The sequence below is a fragment of the Fulvivirga sp. M361 genome (assembly GCF_007097395.1).
Lineage (GTDB): Bacteria > Bacteroidota > Bacteroidia > Cytophagales > Cyclobacteriaceae > Fulvivirga.
In genome coordinates this window covers 43,948-62,886 of sequence record NZ_VKDC01000030.1, presented here as the reverse complement: position 1 = coordinate 62,886, position 18,939 = coordinate 43,948, and the positions used below count along the sequence as shown (strand labels likewise).

At 40.0% G+C, this 18,939-nt stretch carries 14 protein-coding genes; all 14 read left to right on the top strand.

The window, feature by feature from the left end; genetic code table 11:
* Positions 1 to 118 precede the first annotated feature (118 nt).
* The 14 genes from FNH22_RS24350 to FNH22_RS24285 all read left to right on the top strand — a co-directional run bounded on the left by FNH22_RS24350 (position 119) and on the right by FNH22_RS24285 (position 18,910).
* Positions 119 to 589, top strand: a complete 471-nt coding sequence (locus FNH22_RS24350; RefSeq protein WP_143401111.1) for a hypothetical protein — start codon at positions 119 to 121, stop codon at positions 587 to 589.
* 12 nt (positions 590 to 601) lie between these two features.
* Positions 602 to 1,171 (top strand): rhomboid family intramembrane serine protease, encoded by a 570-nt coding sequence (locus tag FNH22_RS24345; RefSeq protein WP_255518151.1) that lies wholly within the window; start codon positions 602 to 604, stop codon positions 1,169 to 1,171.
* Positions 1,172 to 1,276: 105 nt separating this feature from the next.
* Complete coding sequence (locus FNH22_RS24340; RefSeq protein WP_143401110.1) at positions 1,277 to 3,196, top strand: glutamate-cysteine ligase family protein; 1,920 nt, start codon at positions 1,277 to 1,279, stop codon at positions 3,194 to 3,196.
* A gap of 3 nt (positions 3,197 to 3,199) precedes the next feature.
* Positions 3,200 to 4,099 carry a succinylglutamate desuccinylase/aspartoacylase family protein gene (locus tag FNH22_RS24335; RefSeq protein ID WP_143401109.1) on the top strand — a complete coding sequence of 300 codons (900 nt, stop codon included), beginning with the start codon at positions 3,200 to 3,202 and terminating at the stop codon, positions 4,097 to 4,099.
* 4 nt (positions 4,100 to 4,103) lie between these two features.
* Entirely contained in the window at positions 4,104 to 5,126 is a 1,023-nt protein-coding gene (gene holA, locus FNH22_RS24330) for a DNA polymerase III subunit delta (protein ID WP_143401108.1), read from the top strand.
* 374 nt (positions 5,127 to 5,500) lie between these two features.
* Positions 5,501 to 8,560 carry a tetratricopeptide repeat protein gene (locus tag FNH22_RS24325; RefSeq protein WP_143401107.1) on the top strand — a complete coding sequence of 1,020 codons (3,060 nt, stop codon included), beginning with the start codon at positions 5,501 to 5,503 and terminating at the stop codon, positions 8,558 to 8,560.
* Entirely contained in the window at positions 8,560 to 10,263 is a 1,704-nt protein-coding gene (locus FNH22_RS24320) for a hypothetical protein (protein ID WP_143401105.1), read from the top strand. The genes FNH22_RS24325 and FNH22_RS24320 overlap by 1 nt, the downstream gene beginning before the upstream one ends.
* Positions 10,264 to 10,535: 272 nt before the next feature.
* Positions 10,536 to 11,309 (top strand): SPOR domain-containing protein, encoded by a 774-nt coding sequence (locus FNH22_RS24315; protein WP_143401103.1) that lies wholly within the window; start codon positions 10,536 to 10,538, stop codon positions 11,307 to 11,309.
* Between the two features lie 8 nt (positions 11,310 to 11,317).
* Positions 11,318 to 11,998 (top strand): MotA/TolQ/ExbB proton channel family protein, encoded by a 681-nt coding sequence (locus FNH22_RS24310; protein ID WP_143401101.1) that lies wholly within the window; start codon positions 11,318 to 11,320, stop codon positions 11,996 to 11,998.
* Complete coding sequence (locus tag FNH22_RS24305) at positions 11,998 to 12,384, top strand: biopolymer transporter ExbD (RefSeq protein ID WP_143401099.1); 387 nt, start codon at positions 11,998 to 12,000, stop codon at positions 12,382 to 12,384. The genes FNH22_RS24310 and FNH22_RS24305 overlap by 1 nt, the downstream gene beginning before the upstream one ends.
* 27 nt (positions 12,385 to 12,411) lie before the next feature.
* A complete protein-coding gene (locus tag FNH22_RS24300) occupies positions 12,412 to 13,290 on the top strand; it encodes a hypothetical protein (protein WP_143401097.1) in 879 nt (292 codons plus the stop codon).
* A 100-nt stretch (positions 13,291 to 13,390) separates the two neighbouring features.
* A complete protein-coding gene (locus FNH22_RS24295; protein WP_143401096.1) occupies positions 13,391 to 14,818 on the top strand; it encodes a RagB/SusD family nutrient uptake outer membrane protein in 1,428 nt (475 codons plus the stop codon).
* A gap of 208 nt (positions 14,819 to 15,026) precedes the next feature.
* Complete coding sequence (locus tag FNH22_RS24290; protein ID WP_143401094.1) at positions 15,027 to 17,021, top strand: DUF3858 domain-containing protein; 1,995 nt, start codon at positions 15,027 to 15,029, stop codon at positions 17,019 to 17,021.
* On the top strand, positions 17,018 to 18,910 hold the full coding sequence (locus FNH22_RS24285; RefSeq protein WP_143401092.1) for a DUF3857 domain-containing protein: 1,893 nt from the start codon (positions 17,018 to 17,020) through the stop codon (positions 18,908 to 18,910). Before FNH22_RS24290 ends, FNH22_RS24285 begins: the two co-directional genes overlap by 4 nt.
* Positions 18,911 to 18,939 lie beyond the last annotated feature (29 nt).

Below are 18,939 nucleotides of genomic sequence, written 5' to 3'. Positions count from 1 at the left end.
AATTGACTTTCACAAGCTAATAAAAATAGACTAATTTATGTGAAATGATTCTCGACTTGTTATATTTTTGAATTTTGAAGTTATAACTAATTGACATTTCAAACTTTGTCTGAAGAATATGGTAGAACAATTCGACAATCTTACTGAATCAGAAAGGGAGCTCATGTTTAAGGTTCCAATATTAGTTTCAATACTGATAGCAGGTGCTGATAATGAGATTGATAAATCTGAAATTAAACAAGCTGTTAATTTATCCAAATTAAAACAACAAAAAGCCCGAAAGGATCTCATTGATTATTTTAAAACAGTCGGTACTGACTTCGAAGATAAGTTGAAAGTTACAATACAACAATACCCTGTCGACGCCAGTGACCGCAATCCAAAAATCATTGAAGAACTGGAACGTTTGAACCATGTATTGCCAAAACTGGATAAAAACTTTGCTATTGATTTTTATGCGAGCATCCGTGATATAGCCCGAAAAATAGCTGAAGCTTCTGGTGGGGTCCTTGGGTATATGGCTGTGGGATACGAAGAGTCCAAACTGATCGGTCTTGATATGATCAAAGAACCGTCAAAAGTAAGTTAACTAGCTACTGGTATGCCAGGCAAAAGCAATAGGACGATAATAGGTAGTTCCGTTATCCCTTTTCGCCTGGTATTTTTTATGTGGTTGGTATTTGCCTTAGATTTCCTGTATGGATTTGATATTAAATTTCTGGGCATATATCCCCGCACTACACAGGGTTTGGCAGGAATACTTTTTGCTCCCATCATACATGGGAATTTTCAACACCTTCTGTCCAATACTATGCCTCTGATATTCCTTGGAGGCACTTTGTTCTACTATTATAACTCTATTGCTAAAAGGATCTTTGCAGCTTGTTATTTTGGTACAAATATTCTCGTTTGGATATTTGCTCGTCCATCCTATCATATAGGAGCTAGTGGTATCGTTTATGCTATAGCTGCCTTTTTAATAGCTTTCGGGTTTTTCAGAAGGGATTTCATCTCGTTATTGATTGCCGGAATAGTTCTTTTTATCTACGGGTCAATTTTCTACGGTGTATTACCTGCCGGGAACAATGTGTCCTGGGAATCACACCTCTTTGGAGCTTTGATTGGAGTTGTCTTTGCATCATTGTATCGAAAGGCTCGCTTAAATAAGTAATTAGTACATTCTTTTCTTCAATTTGTACTAATGTTTGTTGTGGTTTAAACAAAGGGAGTGCTCTTTTTTCTTTATCTTTAGTAAGATAACCTAGCCTTTTTGTATATGGGAGACCTTAATGTCAGGCACGTTTCGAGCCATGCCCAATTGAATGATTTTACCAAACACTTGTTGAAAGATGTTGAGGCACTGGATTTTATGATCAACAATGGGTGGTTTGAAAATGGTAATATACATTTGGGCGCTGAACAGGAAATATGCCTGATAGATAAACACTTCAAACCGGCCCCGTTAGCGATGGACGTACTGGACCATTTGCCGGATAACTTCACTACAGAGCTGGCCAAGTTTAATGTAGAGGCTAATATTGAGCCATTCCCGTTTTCAGGGGACTGCTTTTCAAAATTGGAAAACAGAATTAATGAATTGTTGGGACAATTAAGGCAGGTTGCCCATGAGAAAGGGATTGATTTTGTAATTACCGGCATTCTACCCACCATTCGAAAATTTGACCTTGAGCTGGACAACATTACTCCTTTGGAGCGTTATTATGCCCTGATCAAAGCTATTGAAAACCTTAGAGGCAAGATACATGAACTTCGCATCAAAGGTATGGATGAGCTTAACGTAAAGCATGATTCGGCTATGTTAGAGGCCTGTAACACCAGCTTTCAGGTACACTTGCAGGTAAGCCCGGATGAATTTGTTCAGAAATACAATATTGCGCAATTAATTACAGCTCCGGTGTTGGCAGTGGCTTCCAATTCTCCCATGCTCTTTGGAAAAAGGTTATGGAGTGAGACGCGTATTGCATTGTTTCAGCAGTCACTGGATACACGTATTACCAGTGAGCACCTTCGTGACCGCAGTCCAAGAGTTACATTTGGAAATAGCTGGTTAAAAAATTCTATCCTGGATCTTTATAAAGAGGATATTGTTCGATTTAGAGTTATGCTCATGTCAGATCCGGAGCAGGACGTATTTGAGCTGATAGAACAAGGGATTACACCCAAATTAAGGGCTTTGACCATACACAACTCCACTGTATACCGCTGGAATCGCCCTTGCTATGGCATAAGTCCAAGTGGTAAGCCTCATTTGAGAATTGAAAATCGTGTATTACCTGCTGGTCCTACAGTATTGGATGAAGTGGCTAACGCAGCCTTTTGGTTGGGCCTTATGTCTGGTTTTGGAGACCATTATCCCAATGTACCTTCACTCATAGATTTCGATTATGCAAAATCTAATTATATCTCTACTGCCTTTAGCGGACTACACAGCGAACTGAAATGGTTTAATGGGAAGAAAATAGGGGTTTGTGAACTGATCCGAAAAGAGCTGTTACCCATTGCTAGGGAGGGGCTGGAAAAAAGGAAGGTGGAAAAAAAGGACATTGATAAATACCTCTCTATTATTGAAGAAAGGATTGACGCTGAACAGAATGGCACGCTCTGGGTGCTCAAATCACACGCCAAACTAAACAAACAAATGGGGAAGGAAGAAATGTCCGTACTGCTTACTTCTTCTATGCTTAAAAATCAAAAATCGGGACTGCCTGTACACAAATGGCAGTTGGCCGATATCAATGATCTGTATGAATACCATCCTCATGGTATTCTTGTGGAAGAATTCATGACCACTGATCTATTTACCGTGTACAAAGACGATTTACCGGAATTAGTTTCAGATGTTATGGACTGGCAAAGGATCAGGTTTACTCCTGTGGAAGATGAAAAAGGTCAATTGGTAGGATTGCTTTCATCCAGGATATTGATGCGTTTTTTTAGCCAACAGTATAAACTGGACCGTCGTGAAGATAAAACGGTGAAAGACTTAATGATCAAAAATCCGATTACCATTAGCCCGGAATCTACTATTTTTGAAGCTATGAGTATTATGGAAGGTAATAAAATTGGTTGTTTGCCCGTGGTTAAGAACGACAAGCTGATCGGTATAATAACAGAGGGTAATTTTTTAGGGATCACGGCAAGCCTTCTTAAGGTTTTAAACAAAAACGCGAAGTAATCATTGGATAGAATAATTGAGGACATCGAAGGCAGCGAAGACGGGCCCTTGGTAGTGCTGGTAAGTGGAGTACATGGTAATGAAAAATCGGGGGTAGAAGCGGCTAAAGATGTAGTTAATACAATTGCTTTAGACAGTATTCCTTTTCGGGGACGTATTATTGCTATTCGAGGTAACCTTCAGGCATTAGCAAAAAATAAGCGTTTTATTCGCTATGACCTTAATCGATGCTGGCATGAAAATGCTATCGTTGACATTTTAAGCAATAAAGGCCACCTGGAAGCAGAGGATCTGGAGGTCAGAGAATTACTTGATTTTTTTAATACATTACCTACGGATAATCATAGCCCCAAGCTATTGGTTGATTTACATTCAACTTCATCGGAAAAAGGAGATTTTATCGTGATACCGGAAGATGAAAGTCAGAACCCCATTGTACAAACGTTAAAACTGCCGGTGATCATAGATCTGAATAAACATCTTGAAGGTACATTGCTTCAATACATGCACCATCATGGCTTTATCTCTTTTGCATTTGAAGGAGGAGCAGTAGGTACTGATGAGGCTCATAGTTTACATATCTCAGGTATTTGGGAGTTGTTGCATGCTTCAGGTATGATTTCGTCTGCCATACGAGAACAGTATTCGCAATACTCACAATATATCAAAGATCATCACCTGAAACTCCCACGTCGTGTTTCAGTTGTATACCATCATAAATTGGAAACAGCTTCTTCTTTCCGTATGAGACCAGGATATCATAACTTTATGCATGTAAAAAAGGGAGAGTTGCTGGCACATGATACTTCTGGTGAAATAAGATCTGCGCATGACGGTATGATCTTTATGCCATTGTATCAGCCGGAAGGTGATGATGGTTTTTTCATAGTAAAAGAAGTTTAATTCAATGGCCTTAACACCAGATGCTGTTTTATCAGACCTAAAGAGTAAAAAATATGCACCGGTTTACTTTTTGCAAGGAGAAGAAACCTACTACATAGACCTTATTGCGGATTTCATAGAAAAGAATGTGTTGTCTGAGGCAGAAAAAGGCTTCAACCAAACTATTTTATACGGTCGTGATGTAGCCATGAATGTAGTGCTTACCAATGCACGCAGGTTTCCCATGATGTCAGATAAGCAAGTGGTAATTGTTAAAGAAGCGCAAAACATTTCAGACCTCAACAGAGAGCAAGGCCAAAAGCTATTAACCGACTATCTCAATAACCCTGTGCCATCTACTATCCTGGTCTTTTGCCATAAAAATAAAACACTGGATAAGCGGAAAGCCCTTGGTAAAATCATAGAAAAGCAGGCAGTAGCGCTCACCACTAAGAAGCTATACGATAACCAGGTGCCAGCCTGGATAGAAGGCTATCTTAAGTCAAAAAACTTTAGCGCAACGACTAAGGCAGTTCAAATGCTGGCCGATTCAATTGGCGCTGATCTGGAGAGGTTGTCGAACGAGATAGACAAAATGCTGATCAACTTTAATGAACCGGTACAAATTGACGAGCAATTGGTCCAAAAGTATGTGGGTATCAGTAAGGAGTACAATGTTTTTGAGTTGCAAAAGGCACTTGTAGTTAAGGATGTAGTGAAAGCCAATAAGATCTTAAATCATTTTGGTGCCAATCCCAAAAAAAACCCGGTACTGCCCGTCATATCTATCTTGTTTTCTTTTTTTAGTAAGCTTTTAATGGCACATCATGCCAAAGATAAATCAGAGCGTAACCTGGCTTCCACTCTTAAAGTAAGCCCGTATTTTGTAAAAGACTATAGCACGGCCCTCCGATATTATTCGCTGGCCAATGTGGTTAACAATATCCATCAACTACGGTCGGCTGACTTAAAATCAAAAGGTATAGGAAACACATCTACTTCGGAATGGGAACTATTAAAAGAATTGGTTTTCCGATTGTTGCATTAATATCGCGTCAATGATTAAATGACGTATGTGATTGGATCACGCATAGTGTTTTTAGGTACCTGCGTTATTCCGGAAGTTAACAGTCAGCAACAAGCAGCAGGCAATAGTGTTATAAAGTGGACTTGCAACAAAAAATTCTACAAAGTAACCATCTCTTTACACTTAACTTAACATCAGGTATATTTTGCCCTCATGGTCTTGAAGCCCCAGAAGGTTTTAATTGAAGTGATCCATGTTAAATCGTTGAAAGGCCATTGATTAAATTTACTTAGTTTTACCTTTCATAAAAGATTTAGTCATTGATAGACACCTTTTGATAAATCTTTCGTTAATAATGAGTTAACAACTAACCACTTTTTAAAACCATATCATACATGAAGTTAAGGCTTTTTGTAGTCCTTTTTTTTGTGAGCTTTCATTTTGCACAAGCACAAAACACATTATATTTCACTGATAATGAGTCCCTTTATAGGAAGGGGCTGGAACTACTTGATAAATCCAACTATGCTGCTGCACGTCAGCTTTTTGAACGATACAATTCCTTGTCAGGTACTAAAGTGAATCAATTGGAAGCGGAGTATTATTCTGCCTTCTGTGCATTGAATTTGTATCATAAAGATGGAGAAAAGATGATTGACCGTTTCATTCGTAGTAATGAAACACACCCCAAGGCACTGTTGGCTTATTATGACCTCGGAAAACACTATTTCAAGCAAAAGAACTATAAGAAAGCAATCCGATATCTTTCAAAAGTGAACCTGACCCTGGTTTCCAAAGAGGAAAGTCAGGATACGCGTTATAAACTGGGTTATTCATACTTTACTCAGCGAAAGTTTAATGAAGCATTGGGGTATTTTAACGTACTAAAAACAAAAAAAGGCCCATATATGGCAGCCTCGTCTTACTACGCAGGTTACATAGCCTATCAGCAGGGGCGTTATGATGAAGCCGTTACAGACCTTGAAAGGGCACAGGAAAATGAAGCTTACGCTACGGTAGTGCCGGGAATTTTAGCTAACCTCTATTACCGGCAAAAACGGTATGACGACTTAATTGCTTACAGCAAAAAAGTACTATCTGGTAAGAACAGAGTGAATACCAAGGATTTTTACCTACTTACTGCCGATGCTTATTTAAGTAAAGGCGACTACAAGAAGGCGTCAGAATATTATGATCTCTATGATAATCAGATGAAAAATCCTTCTGCTGATATCCGTTATCGCATAGGATATGCTAATTACCGGTTGGGGAACTTTGATGAAGCGATTACTAACTTAAAACGTGCAGCCTCTGACAGGGACAGCTTAGGTATTTACGCATCTTATTACCTGGGTATTATCTATTTGAAGAATGGGAATAAACTGTACGCCCTAACCGCTTTTGATGTTACCCGAAAATCTGATATAAACGCCGAACTCAAACAGGAAGCCTCTTATCAGTATGCCAAAGTGAGTTATGATCTGGGTAGATCAAAAGAAGCCATCGAGGCCATGATAGGCTTTATCAAAACGTACCCTGATAACGAGCATGCGGATGAAATGAATGACCTGCTTTCTGAGGCTTATCTCACAACTAATAATTATGACCTGGCCATAACTCATGTTGAAAGTTTGAGGAATGTTAACATCAGCATGCAACGTGTTTATCAAAAAGCTGCCTACCTGCGAGGCTCGGAGTTGTTCAATAAAGCTGAATATGCCAAAGCCCTGGACATGTTCAGAAAGGCCTTGAAATATCCTGTAGATGATCAATACCGGGCGTTGACTAACTTTTGGGCAGGGGAGGCTTATTCTATTGGTAATCGATACCAACAGGCCATAGATAATTACCGGTCAGTTTTAAATAATAGCGGTGCTTCTGGCTTGCCAGAATATAAAAAGGCCAGATATGGTGCGGGTTATGCTTATTACAATATGAAAACTTATGATAAGGCACTTATTAACTTCAAGGAATACATTAACACTGTGAACCGGGAAACAGAAAAGCAATATTACGAAGACGCGCTGCTGAGACTGGCAGACTGTTACTATGTATCTAAGTCTTATGATAATGCCTTGAACTACTACAATCAGGCAGTTAGGTTGAATAAAACAGATAATGACTACGCGCACTTGCAGGCCGGTACTGTTCTGGGTATACAAGGAAATGTAGCAAGTGCAGTGAATGAGTATAACTACCTAATTAAAAATTATCCCAAGTCACGTTACTTAGATGATGCCTTGTTCCAAAAAGGACAGCTTTACCTTGAAAGCGGTAATTATCAAGAAGCTGCCATGGGGTTTACTCAGCTCATCCTTAAAAAGCCCAATAGCAGGTTTGTTCCGTACGGATACATGCGCCGGGCTTCAAGTTATTACAATCTGCAACAATATGATAAGACTATTGCAGACTATGAGAAGGTTTTGAGTGCATTCAATACGCATTCGGTGGCAGGTGAAGCACTTCTTCCACTGCAAGAAGTATTGAACTTACAAGGCAGATCAAACGAATTTGATCAGTATTTGACGCGCTACAAAAAGACTAACCCGGATAACAAAGGGCTTGAAAGCGTTGAATTTGAGACTGCTAAAAACCAGTACTTCAACCTGGATTATAACAAAGCCATTCAAAGCTTTAAAAATTATATAAAGCAGTATCCTGACAATGCTAAAGTAGAGGAGGGGACATACTATATTGCCGAGTCCTACTACCGTCTTAAAGAATTTGAAAAGGCCCTTGATCATTATAATGAACTAATGAATACAGGTACATTTGCCCAGCTCAATCGCGTCATTGGACGTATTGGTGAGATAGAATTTAGAAGCGCTCGCTATGAGAATGCCATCTACTTTTATAATCAATTGGCAGATGTGGCCTCGACAAAGAAGGAGCAATATAATGCCTGGTCAGGGCTGATGGAGTCGTACTACTTACTGAGTGAATATGATTCTGTAGATCATTATGCAAAAGTGATCCTGGAGCGAGGCAATGTAAATATAAGCTCTCAGAATAAAGCTTCATTGTTTCTGGGTAAGTCAGCCTTTAGCCAGGGGAACTACGAAGTGGCAAGGGATGAATTTCTCAATACACTGAACAGTGCACGTGATGAATTCGGGGCGGAGGCACAGTACCTGTTAGGTTATATATTTTACCTGGAAGGAAAGTATCACCAGTCGATAGAAGCATTGATAGCCTTGAACAATCACTTTAATGTATATGAGGAATGGGTGGGGAAATCTTACCTGCTACTGGCGGATAACTATGTTAAACTTGAAGATTTCTTTCAGGCCAAAGGCACACTGAATTCTGTGATCGAAAACTTTCCATTGGAACATATCCGGGAACAATCCAGGCAGAAATTACGAGGAATAGAAGCATTGGAAGCTGCTGAAAGAAAAGAAGAATTAAATGAATCTGATACTTTAGATATTGATATAGAAGTTCCTGAAAAATAATGAGTTATAATATTAACATAGATAAAATCTATCAGCGATATATGAGGTTTTTTTCCATTTTAATCGTTGTATTATTGCTTTCAACCGTTCATATTGCAAAGGCCCAGGAAGGTTGGGAAAATGACGGAGAAATTGAAGATGTAGAGATCGAGATCGTTAAAGATCGTGAGATCAATTTGCCGAAGGCCAATCGGCAATTCGATAAAATCCCTCCTTCAAACACTACCATTCAAAAAGACAAATTGGAATACTTTTTTCAATCCATGGATTTCAAATTACCAGAACTTAATGTACGGGTCCGTCCATTGAAAATGAAAAGCCAGAAGCTTTCCAAGATATATGGAAATTATGTCAAAGCTGGATTTGGTAACTATGTTACACCCTACCTGGAAGGTTATGTGGCCAGCAAAAGAGATAAAGAAAGAATGTATGGCGCTCATCTTTATTATTTAAATTCACAGCGTGGTCCTGTGAATGATGAAGCTTCCGGATCGGGAAGGTTTGACCTTGATCTTTTTGGTAAGCTATTTCATGATGACTTTACTGTGGGGGGGGAATTGGGTTTCAGAAATCGCAGTTATCACTTCTTTGGATTTGAGCCGGACCCCAATGTTTTCCAGGTTCTGGAAGAGCAACGATTCAATAACTTTTACTTGAGCACCTCTATTGAGAATACAGATGCAGACGCCAAAGTGCAATACTTCGCTGGGTTGAAATTTGACTACCTGACGGATGACTTTGATGCAACTGAGAGTGAAGTCCAATTTGATTTCAGAGGCAAGTACCAACTAGGTGATCTTACCTCGATAAACTTAAACAGTGACCTGGATTTGATCACACAGAAAGATGATCTGATCGAGGCAGGCACCCGGACCATATTCAGAATAACACCTACCGTCCATTTCCAATACGAAGGATTTAAGATACAGGCCGGGTTTAATGCAGTTTATGAAAACGATACCCTGGGAGATTCTGAAGAATTACATTTTTACCCTGAGGCACGGGCTTCTTATGATCTTACCCAAAGTTTCCAGGTGTATGCCGGCATCCGTGGCGACATAGTTAAAAATACCTTGCGGCAATTAACCACGGAGAACCCATTTTTAGGACCTAATACTGCAGCCTATAACCAAAATAAAACGTTCGAATTTTACGGTGGGATAGAAGGAAAACTCACAAGTAAATTTGGATTTGGTGCCGGAATAAGCGCTGCCAGCTATAAAAACATGTACTTTTTCATTAATGACGTGGTGAGTGAGCAAAAATTTATTGCAGCATATGCGGAAGACAATACAGGTGTTTTTAATGTGTTTGGTGAATTGTCCTACAACACTGAAGAAAAGCTTCGACTTAGTTTAAGAGGGGACGTATTTGCCTATGATACGCCGGATGCATTTGAAAATGCCTGGCACAAACCCAATTATAAACTAACTGTAATTTCTTCATATAATCTGTTTGATAAGTTCCTGTTTGGAGGAGAGCTATATGCTTTAGGGGGACTGCAGGCATTAGATGTTGCTACTGATCGATCCATTGATCTTGATGCAGCATTTGATGTAAACCTTAACGCAGAGTATCTTGTTTCTTCTCAAATATCGACCTTTGTGAGGTTTAATAACATTTTTGGTCAGCAATACGAATTGCTCAATAACTATCCGTCACGTGAATTACAGGTTATGGTAGGGGCAACATATAGTTTTTAGTGCATCGTTGATGGAACAAAAAGGACAAACAGTAAGGTAATAAATGGGCAGCCTTAAGATGATTTTTGGAGAAGTATTTGCCTAATACTGTTATTGATCATCAGCTTAACAAGTCGATTGAAATTTCAAAAAGTCACCTGATTTGTCACTACTCATTGTGAAATATGCGTTGAACCTATCATAGAGCCAGTTTACTTTACATTTGTGGCAGTGAAAAATTAAACTATTTTTGTAAGAATAAACCTCATACATTCAACCATAACATTATCAAAATGGCTAGTAAGAAAAAAGATCAGTCAGAAGAAAGTGATAACATCAATGAAGAAAATCTGGGCGACAATATTAATGAGGCGGACGATAGCTTTGGTTTACCCGATGTAGCTTATCAACCTCTGGATTCTGAAAATGAATCTGAGTCAGATCAGAGACAGGAGTATGGTACCGGGGAATCAGGATCATCAGACTTTGAAAGTTCGTATGAGAAAGAAGAAGATGAGTATGATTATGTTCCAGGAAGTTATTCACCCCCCAAAAGCGAAGGCAATAAGTCTGGTATGATCATTGGTGTCATCGTAGTTTTATTGCTGGCTGCTGTTGCTATATGGTTTTTTGGGTTTCATAGACCGGCTCAGCTGGCAGAAGAAGCTAAGATCGAGAAGCAACGTAAAGCTGCAGAAGCACAGCGTAAACGTCAGGCAGATCTTAAAGCGGAACAAGAGCGTATACAGCGTGAAGAAGCTGAACTTCTGGCGGCGCAGGAGGCGGAAGCCGCAGCAGAACCTGAAGAAGGTAGTATCGAAACAATTTCTTCACGTACAGGTCGTTATCATGTGGTAGTTGCCAGTTCCGTGGATGGCGATCTGGCCATGGACTTTGCGAAAAAATTGAGTTCGAACGGAAAAAGTGTAACCATTATTGAACCTTACGGTAACGTCCTGTTTTACCGTGTTACAATACATGCGTTGGATACATGGGACGAGGCCCAAAGTCAGGCAGATGCACTTAAAGGTGAATATGGTGACGGTGTATGGGTGATTAAATATTGATAGCGTAGATGATATTAACACAAATTACTACGGCGGCACAAGACACCACAGATGTAGTAACCTCACCTGACTCGGTCAGGGTAATTGACCTCCTTTTTCAGGGAGGTTTTATGATGATACCTATCCTGGTACTATCTATCGTAGCGATTTACATTTTTGTAGAACGTGTAAGAACGATAAATGCAGCTTCCAAAACACCGGATCAGTTCATGTCGCAAATTAGGCAACAGGTGGAAAAAGGTGATGTAGATGGTGCCAGAATGACTTGCCAGCAACATGACTCTCCGGTAGCGCGCATGATAGAAAAGGGAGTGGCCAGGATCGGGAGCCCTTTGAAAAACATTGAAGTGTCTATAGAAAATGTCGGCAAGATCGAAATATTTAAATTAGAGAAAAACCTTTCTCTTTTAGCCACTATCTCCGGAGCTGCCCCCATGTTGGGCTTCCTGGGGACGGTTATAGGGATGATACAGGCATTTATCTCCATTGCGCAGGAAGAAGGGTCAGTAAGCCCTAAACTGCTGTCAGAAGGGATTTATACGGCTATGGTCACTACCGCAGCAGGTTTGTTTGTAGGAATACTTGCTTACCTTGGTTATAATTACCTGGTGACAAGAGTTCAGAAAGTGATCCATAAAATGGAGTATAATTCGATTGATTTTATAGACCTTTTACAAGAGCCGAGGTAATGGGATTACAAACCAAGCATAAAATAGAGCCTATGTTCAGCATGTCATCCATGACCGACATAGTCTTTCTATTGCTGATTTTTTTTATGCTTACTTCTTCTTTTATTACTCCATCCGGTTTGCCGGTTAATCTGCCCACAAGCAAGACCAGTACCGTAGAAATGCAAAAAGTTTCTGTGACTATTACCGAAGCGCTTGATTATTACGTTAATGATAAAAAGGTCAGCCGTGCCATGTTGGAAGGAGAGCTTAGAAGCAAGCTGGGAGAGGCAGAAGGGGTAGTATCCTTACATATTGACAAAGCTGTACCTTCTGAACACCTGGTTTATGTAGCCGGTATCGCGACTGCCTTGGAGGCAAAGGTTTCTGTAGCAGTAAAGCAGTAAATATTAAGGCCATCGCCTTTAAATAATATGTCAGAACACGAAGAAAATAGAAATCAAAAAGTGAGCATGATGATATCGCTTGGTATCCATGCACTGCTATTGATTGCTTTTCTATTTATTCTGGCCTGGCGCGAACCGGACCCACCTTTACCGGAATACGGTATAGAGCTTAATTTTGGTATAAGTGATGCTGGTACAGGGCAATCGCAGCCTACCACACCACCTAATGAAAATGTTAGTGAAGAGGAATCTGCTCCTGAGGAACTACCTGAGGAGACTTTGGAAGAGGCCGAAGAAGTGACTGAGGAAGTCCCGGCTCCGGCTGAAGAGGTGACTGAAGTGGTAGAGAATACACAAGATAGTCCGGATGTGGTGCCGGAAAATGAATCTGAGCCGGTAGAAGCGGAGCCCGATCCGGTCGAAGAGAAGGAGGAGGAAGAGCCTGAAGAACCTCAAAAAGTAGAAAACGAAGAACCTGTACAGCCCGAAGTCGGGGCGGATGGAGAAGACGGAGAAAGTGATCAACAACAGGCTTCCAATCAGGGGGATAACCTGGATGCAACAGGTGACGAGGGAGATCCGCAGGGTTCACTGGATTCCAGGACCCTTTATGGTAATCCGGGTGGAGGAGGTGGGTCTTCTCTGGATATGACAGGATGGGTCTGGGACTTTAAACCTAACCCAAAAGATGATTCCAGTGACACCGGCCGCATTGTATTTGAAGTAAAGATTGATGATCAGGGCGAGATCCTTTCCGTAAGAAGATTGGAAAGTACGGTGAGTCCTGCCACTGAAAAGATCTATCGACAGGAAGTAGAAAAACTTACATTTTCCAAAACTTCTGATAATGCTATTCCGGCTCCTGTTTCTACAGGAAAAATCACCTTTGTTATCCGATCAAAGTAAGTCATTACAACTTATTTATTAAGTTGTTAGAGCTTTTTCACTGTTTAAATTGTATTTCATGACAGCAACGGCTATTTTCGCTCGTTAAATAAAAAACGAGATGACCTTCCCTTTAGCTAAACGCTTTCTTGCTCTTATCTTTTTCAGCCTTATTTTTCTTTCCTGTGGGGATGATGATGCGCCTGAGACGGATGTCAACAATGCTCCTGCGGTAAATGATCAAAACTTCACAGTCGAAGAAAATGCTTCTGAGGGTACTGCTGTAGGTATTGTTGTAGCCTCAGATTCGGATCAGGATGACATAGCATTTAGCATAACTTCAGGTAATACTGGCAGTGTTTTCGAAATGGACCAGGCATCGGGTGAAATTACAGTAAATGGCGTACTTGATTTTGAAGTTGTACCTGAGTATACTTTGCAAATAGCAGTGAGTGATGGGACCGATATGACTACAGCGAACATTATGATCTCACTTACAGATATCTCTCGTGAGCTTTTTACCACGGAAGCACAATTGATGGCTGAGCTTGATGGAAGTTATAATAAACTCAACGCTTATGCAGAGTTTTCTTACGTTTTTGATGCAGTATATGCAAATGAAATAGCAGCACCGGATACGGATTGGAATGCAACATTTGGCCACACTCTGACTTCAATGGACGGTAAAGTCAATGATTTATGGTCTGGTGCATGGGATATCCTTTATACCTTGAACAGTATTGCTCTAAGTACTGAAAATGTAATTTCAGGTACACAGACACAAAATGAAATTATTGCAGAAGCTCTTACTATGCGAGGTTTCCTTTTTTTACATCTCTTAAACTGGTATGGTGCATTACCGCTTGATCTGGGTGTTGATGATCAAATGCTGGCAAGAAGTACTATGGAAGAAGTGTTGCAGTTAATTCAATCGGACCTACAGTCAGCCGTGACCAACTTACCTGCCAGCCGTAGTGGTGCAGCACAAAGCCGGTTTACGGCTAATGTTGCAAAAGCAGTTCTTTGCCGCTCTTATCTATGGCAGCTTCAATGGCCTGATGTTTTAAATTCGGCTACAGAACTGATTAACGATGAGGCTTTAGAGCTTAACACTGTCCTGGATAATTTTGAGACAGATAAAGCTGAAATAATCTGGGGATTTGATGCAACAGGAAATATTACTTTCAATAACATGTTTACTAAAGGCACATTTGTCCCTTTGATCAGACTGACAGAGTCGTACTTGGCGCGTGCGGAATCTAATGCTATGTCAGGGTTTGCGATTAACGCTATTGACGATATCGACGTACTCAGAATCAGGAGAGAAGAAGCTGAACTTCCGAACGGACCAGGACAAGAAGAATTACTCGGTTTCGTATTTGAGCAATGGCAAAAAGAGATGAAATTTGAAGGTATGGCTTTTATGAATCTAAAGCGTTTTGGAAAAGCAGAAACTGAACTTTCCATTCAATCTTTTCAACTATTACTACCTATTCCTCAAGGCGTAATTGATACTAATGACAACTTTTTCCAAAACCCCGGATACTAGTTTTCAATTCCGGACAAGGTTAAGTTTTAATGTGGTTTTAAAAAACGCCTGTTTTCGGTATGTATTTCCTGCCCTGAAGTTTGACTTTAGTATAATGAAAAAAAACCTTTTTCCTGACTAAAATCAGGATTACAAATGGCCTGTTTTCTTTATAGCCTTGAGTATTTATAATATATTGTGAGCCTCGTTGTATCTGGCTTTTAATTTTATGAAAACGTCCCCATTATTCCCCGCCCTGTTTTTTGTATTGATCACTTCATTCTCTTACGCTCAAAAATGGCCCTTCAAGTTTGGCAAGGTTACCGAAGAAGAGATGCAATTGGAAAAGTGTGAGTTTTACCCTGAAGCAAAATCAATGGTTCTGGGAGAATACGGTGATCTGAGTTTTTATTATACAGATGACCATGGTTGGAAATATGAAATGGAAGTTACGGTGCGTAAGAAGATATTTAAAATCACCGATGGCGATCAGGCTAATGTAAAAATCAGTTTGTATGAACCGGTCAAGGGAAGCGCTAAGGAGGAAATAACGGGAATAAAGTCGTATACCTACAACGAAGTGGACGGAAAAATTGAACGGGAGAAGCTGGATAACAGTGAATACTATACCAAAAGAATAAGTGATTACTGGGTAGAGATCAGCTTTGCTATACCGAATGTAAAAGAGGGCTCTGTCATTGAATACACCTACAGGAAAACATCCGATTATCTCTATAATTTGACCACCTGGTATTTTCAGTCAGATATTCCCACGGCACATAGCGAGTTCAGATTCACCATACCGGAATATTTTAACTACCAGGCGTCGCAGTTAGGAAATGTCTATCTCGGAGAGAATGAAAATAAAACAAAGCCCGAAAAGTTTACCTATAAATGGGAGGTCCAGGAGGCAATGGGCAATGTCAGAAAAGGTACCGGTACGCTTGAATCGAATAGTAAATGGCGACGTATGGTGTTAAGGAATATTCCTCCCATAGAAGATGAGCCATTCATGAATAACCGGTCCGACGTTCCGTCCAGGTTAGAATTTCAATTGATGTCTACTAATTTTCCAAATAGTGTGATGAAAGTGGTGGCGGGCAGTTATCAAAAATTTAATAATGAACTGTTGACGAGCAGTTCTTTTGGAGACAGGTTAAAAAACGGCAATTTCGTTAAGTCGCTGGAGAATTCACTTCAGGGTAAAAGCCCTCTTGAGAAAGGACAGTCCATATACACTCATATCAGTAAGCATTTTGACTGGAACAAATCGTATAATTTTATGAGTTCTCAGGCAGGAAGACCGGCCTACAATAAAAAAAGTGGTAATGTAGCTGATATTAACTTGACCCTGGTGGCAGCCTTAAGAGAATTTGATCTCCAGGCCTTTCCTGTAATACTGAGTACAAGGGGACATGGGACAGCCCATCCTATATATCCGTCTTATGATGATTTTAACTATGTAATTGCCGTTATTATTGTAGATGGGAAATTGATTACATGTGATGCTACTTCCGGGCTGCCTTTTGGGCAACTCCCTTTGAAATGCAGAAATGGGAATGGATGGTTGGTAAATGATGGTGGGGGGAAGTGGTTAGACCTTAAAGCCAATTCTAAGTATGTTGAGACCACTGTGATAAAAACTGAAATTAAAGAGGGGGAGCTGGTGACACATGTACAGCAGAGAGAAGCAGATTATGCTGCACATTCTTTCTTGCGTAAGATCCGAAATAGCTCCGAAGAGGAATACTCCAAGACAATTTCAGCTGCATTTTCTGATGCGGAAGTAAAAAATTTCCATGTTTCGGAAATTGATCTAAGTCAGCCGGTAGAGATAGAGTACGATGTAGTGCGTGAAGGAAATGATGCCGACGTCATTTACATCCAGCCAATTATTACCGGTAGTATACAAAGCTGCCCATTCACAAGAGAAAGTAGAACATCACATATTGATTTTCCTTACACTCAGTCCAGGCGTGTATTAGCCCAAATAACAATACCGGAAGGTTACCAGGCTGAATTACCTGAAGCTGCAATCTATAAACTTCCTGATGGGGCCGGGGCTTTTATTTTCAACGTTCAGCAGCAAGGTGATCAGGTGCATGTAGTGAGTACATTGACGATAAAGAAAACCATGTTTTCAACAGAAGAATATACCAGCCTGAAAAGGTTTTATGAAATGGTGTCAAATAAAAATCAGGAATTAATAGTGCTATCCAGATGAAAAGATTGTTTAGCCTACTGGTTTATATATTCCTGGCCATACCTGTTGTTTGGGCCCAGGTACCTGATGAATTCTTAAAAGAGTCAACCTCTAATGCTATTGTAGTAAGTAGTCACGAAGAATTTATCATTGAAAGTGCCGAGCAGTCTGTCATAAAAAAAACATACGAGCTTGTTTTAAAAAATAAGTATGCCGGTGACCTGAAAGAGGTATGGTTGTATTATGATCAGTTCAGGAAAGTGACACAGGCCGAGGTGCTGATTACGGACCTGACCGGAAAGGAGATTGCGAAATTTAAACTCAAAGACTTTGATGACAGGGCTGCATGGTCAAGTGACATAGCCTCAGACAGTAGATGGAAGGCATTATCTCCAAGCTTTTCAAGTTACCCTATGAAAATAAATGTATCGTATGAGATAGAGAAATCCGGTTCGCTCCATTATCCCATATGGAAACCCCAGGATGAAGAGAAGTTACGTATCATGTCGGCAGATTTTAAAGTGATTGATCGTTCTGGAAAGGGTATCCGGTTTCATGAGTTTAATGTACCACCTGTTAAAACGGATAAAGGGTCAGAAGAGACTATTTACCAGTGGGAGGTAAAGAATATTGCTCCCTACGAGTTTGAGAGTTTTAATCGGGATATTGAATATTATGCTCCTATAGTATATACGGCACCCAATAATTTTAAGATGGAAGGTTATGCAGGTGAAATGTCCAGCTGGAAGTCATTGGGGGAATGGATTCAACAACTCAACAAGAATAAAAATGATCTTGAACCCCATCAATTAACAGAATTAGACGCTCTGTTAACCGGTGTGAAGGACGATCTTGAAAAAACACGTATTATCTACGACTATCTTCAGAAAAACACGAGGTATGTCAGCATTCAGCTTGGCATTGGTGGATGGCAGCCCTTTAGTGCAGCCTATGTGCACGAAAAGAAATATGGAGACTGTAAGGCGCTGTCGTTTTACATGAAGTCGTTATTGGAACATTATGGTGTAAAGAGTCATTATACGCTTATAAAAGCCGGTAGGTATGCGCATGATGTTAACACTGAATTTCCAAACGCCCATTTTAATCATGCAATACTGACAGTACCTATTTCAAAAGATACTATATTTCTTGAATGCACTTCTCAAACTAGTCCGTTTGGCTATATGGGTACTTTTACCAGTAACAGGAATGCGCTTTTAATCACCGATGACGGTGGTAAATTAATACGCACCAGAAAATACGAAACTTCGGAAAATGTACAATCTACCAAGACAGTTATTGAACTTACTAAAGAAGGTGCTGCGAATATCTCTGTGCAAAGAATATTTAAGGGACTTGAGGTAGAAAACAAAGGCTTTTACAGGCTGTATGATGCAGTAAGTAAGGATAGAGACCATTGGTTATTAGATAAATATCGTTGGGATGGAGTTAGTCTTACTTCCTTTGAATTAATGGAATTTGATGAAAAGAGTGTGCCGAAAGGCGGGTTTATAGCTGAATTAACTGCTGAGAAAGAAGCTCGAAAAATGGGAAAAAGACTCTTCCTAAACCCGGGTAAATATATTAGTGCCGGTATAAAAAAAATGACGGAAGAAGAGCGGAGCAAACCTATTAGCATTAGGTACGGCTATACACAAGTGGATACTATTATTTATGCAGTTCCTGAAAACCATCGTATAGAAGGTAGTTCTTCACCGGTACTTTTAGAAACAGCGTATGGAACTTACCGGAAAGAAATAATCCAAAATCAGCAAAAAATTACTGTGCTTAGAAAGTTTGCACTAAAAGATGGCGTCTATCCAACCGAAGCTATCGATGAATTCAAAGCGTTCATCAATACTGTGGTCAAAAACGATCGGCGACAGATTGTGTTAGTAAATAAAACGTAACACTATCAACGTGCTTTAGAGAATATCAG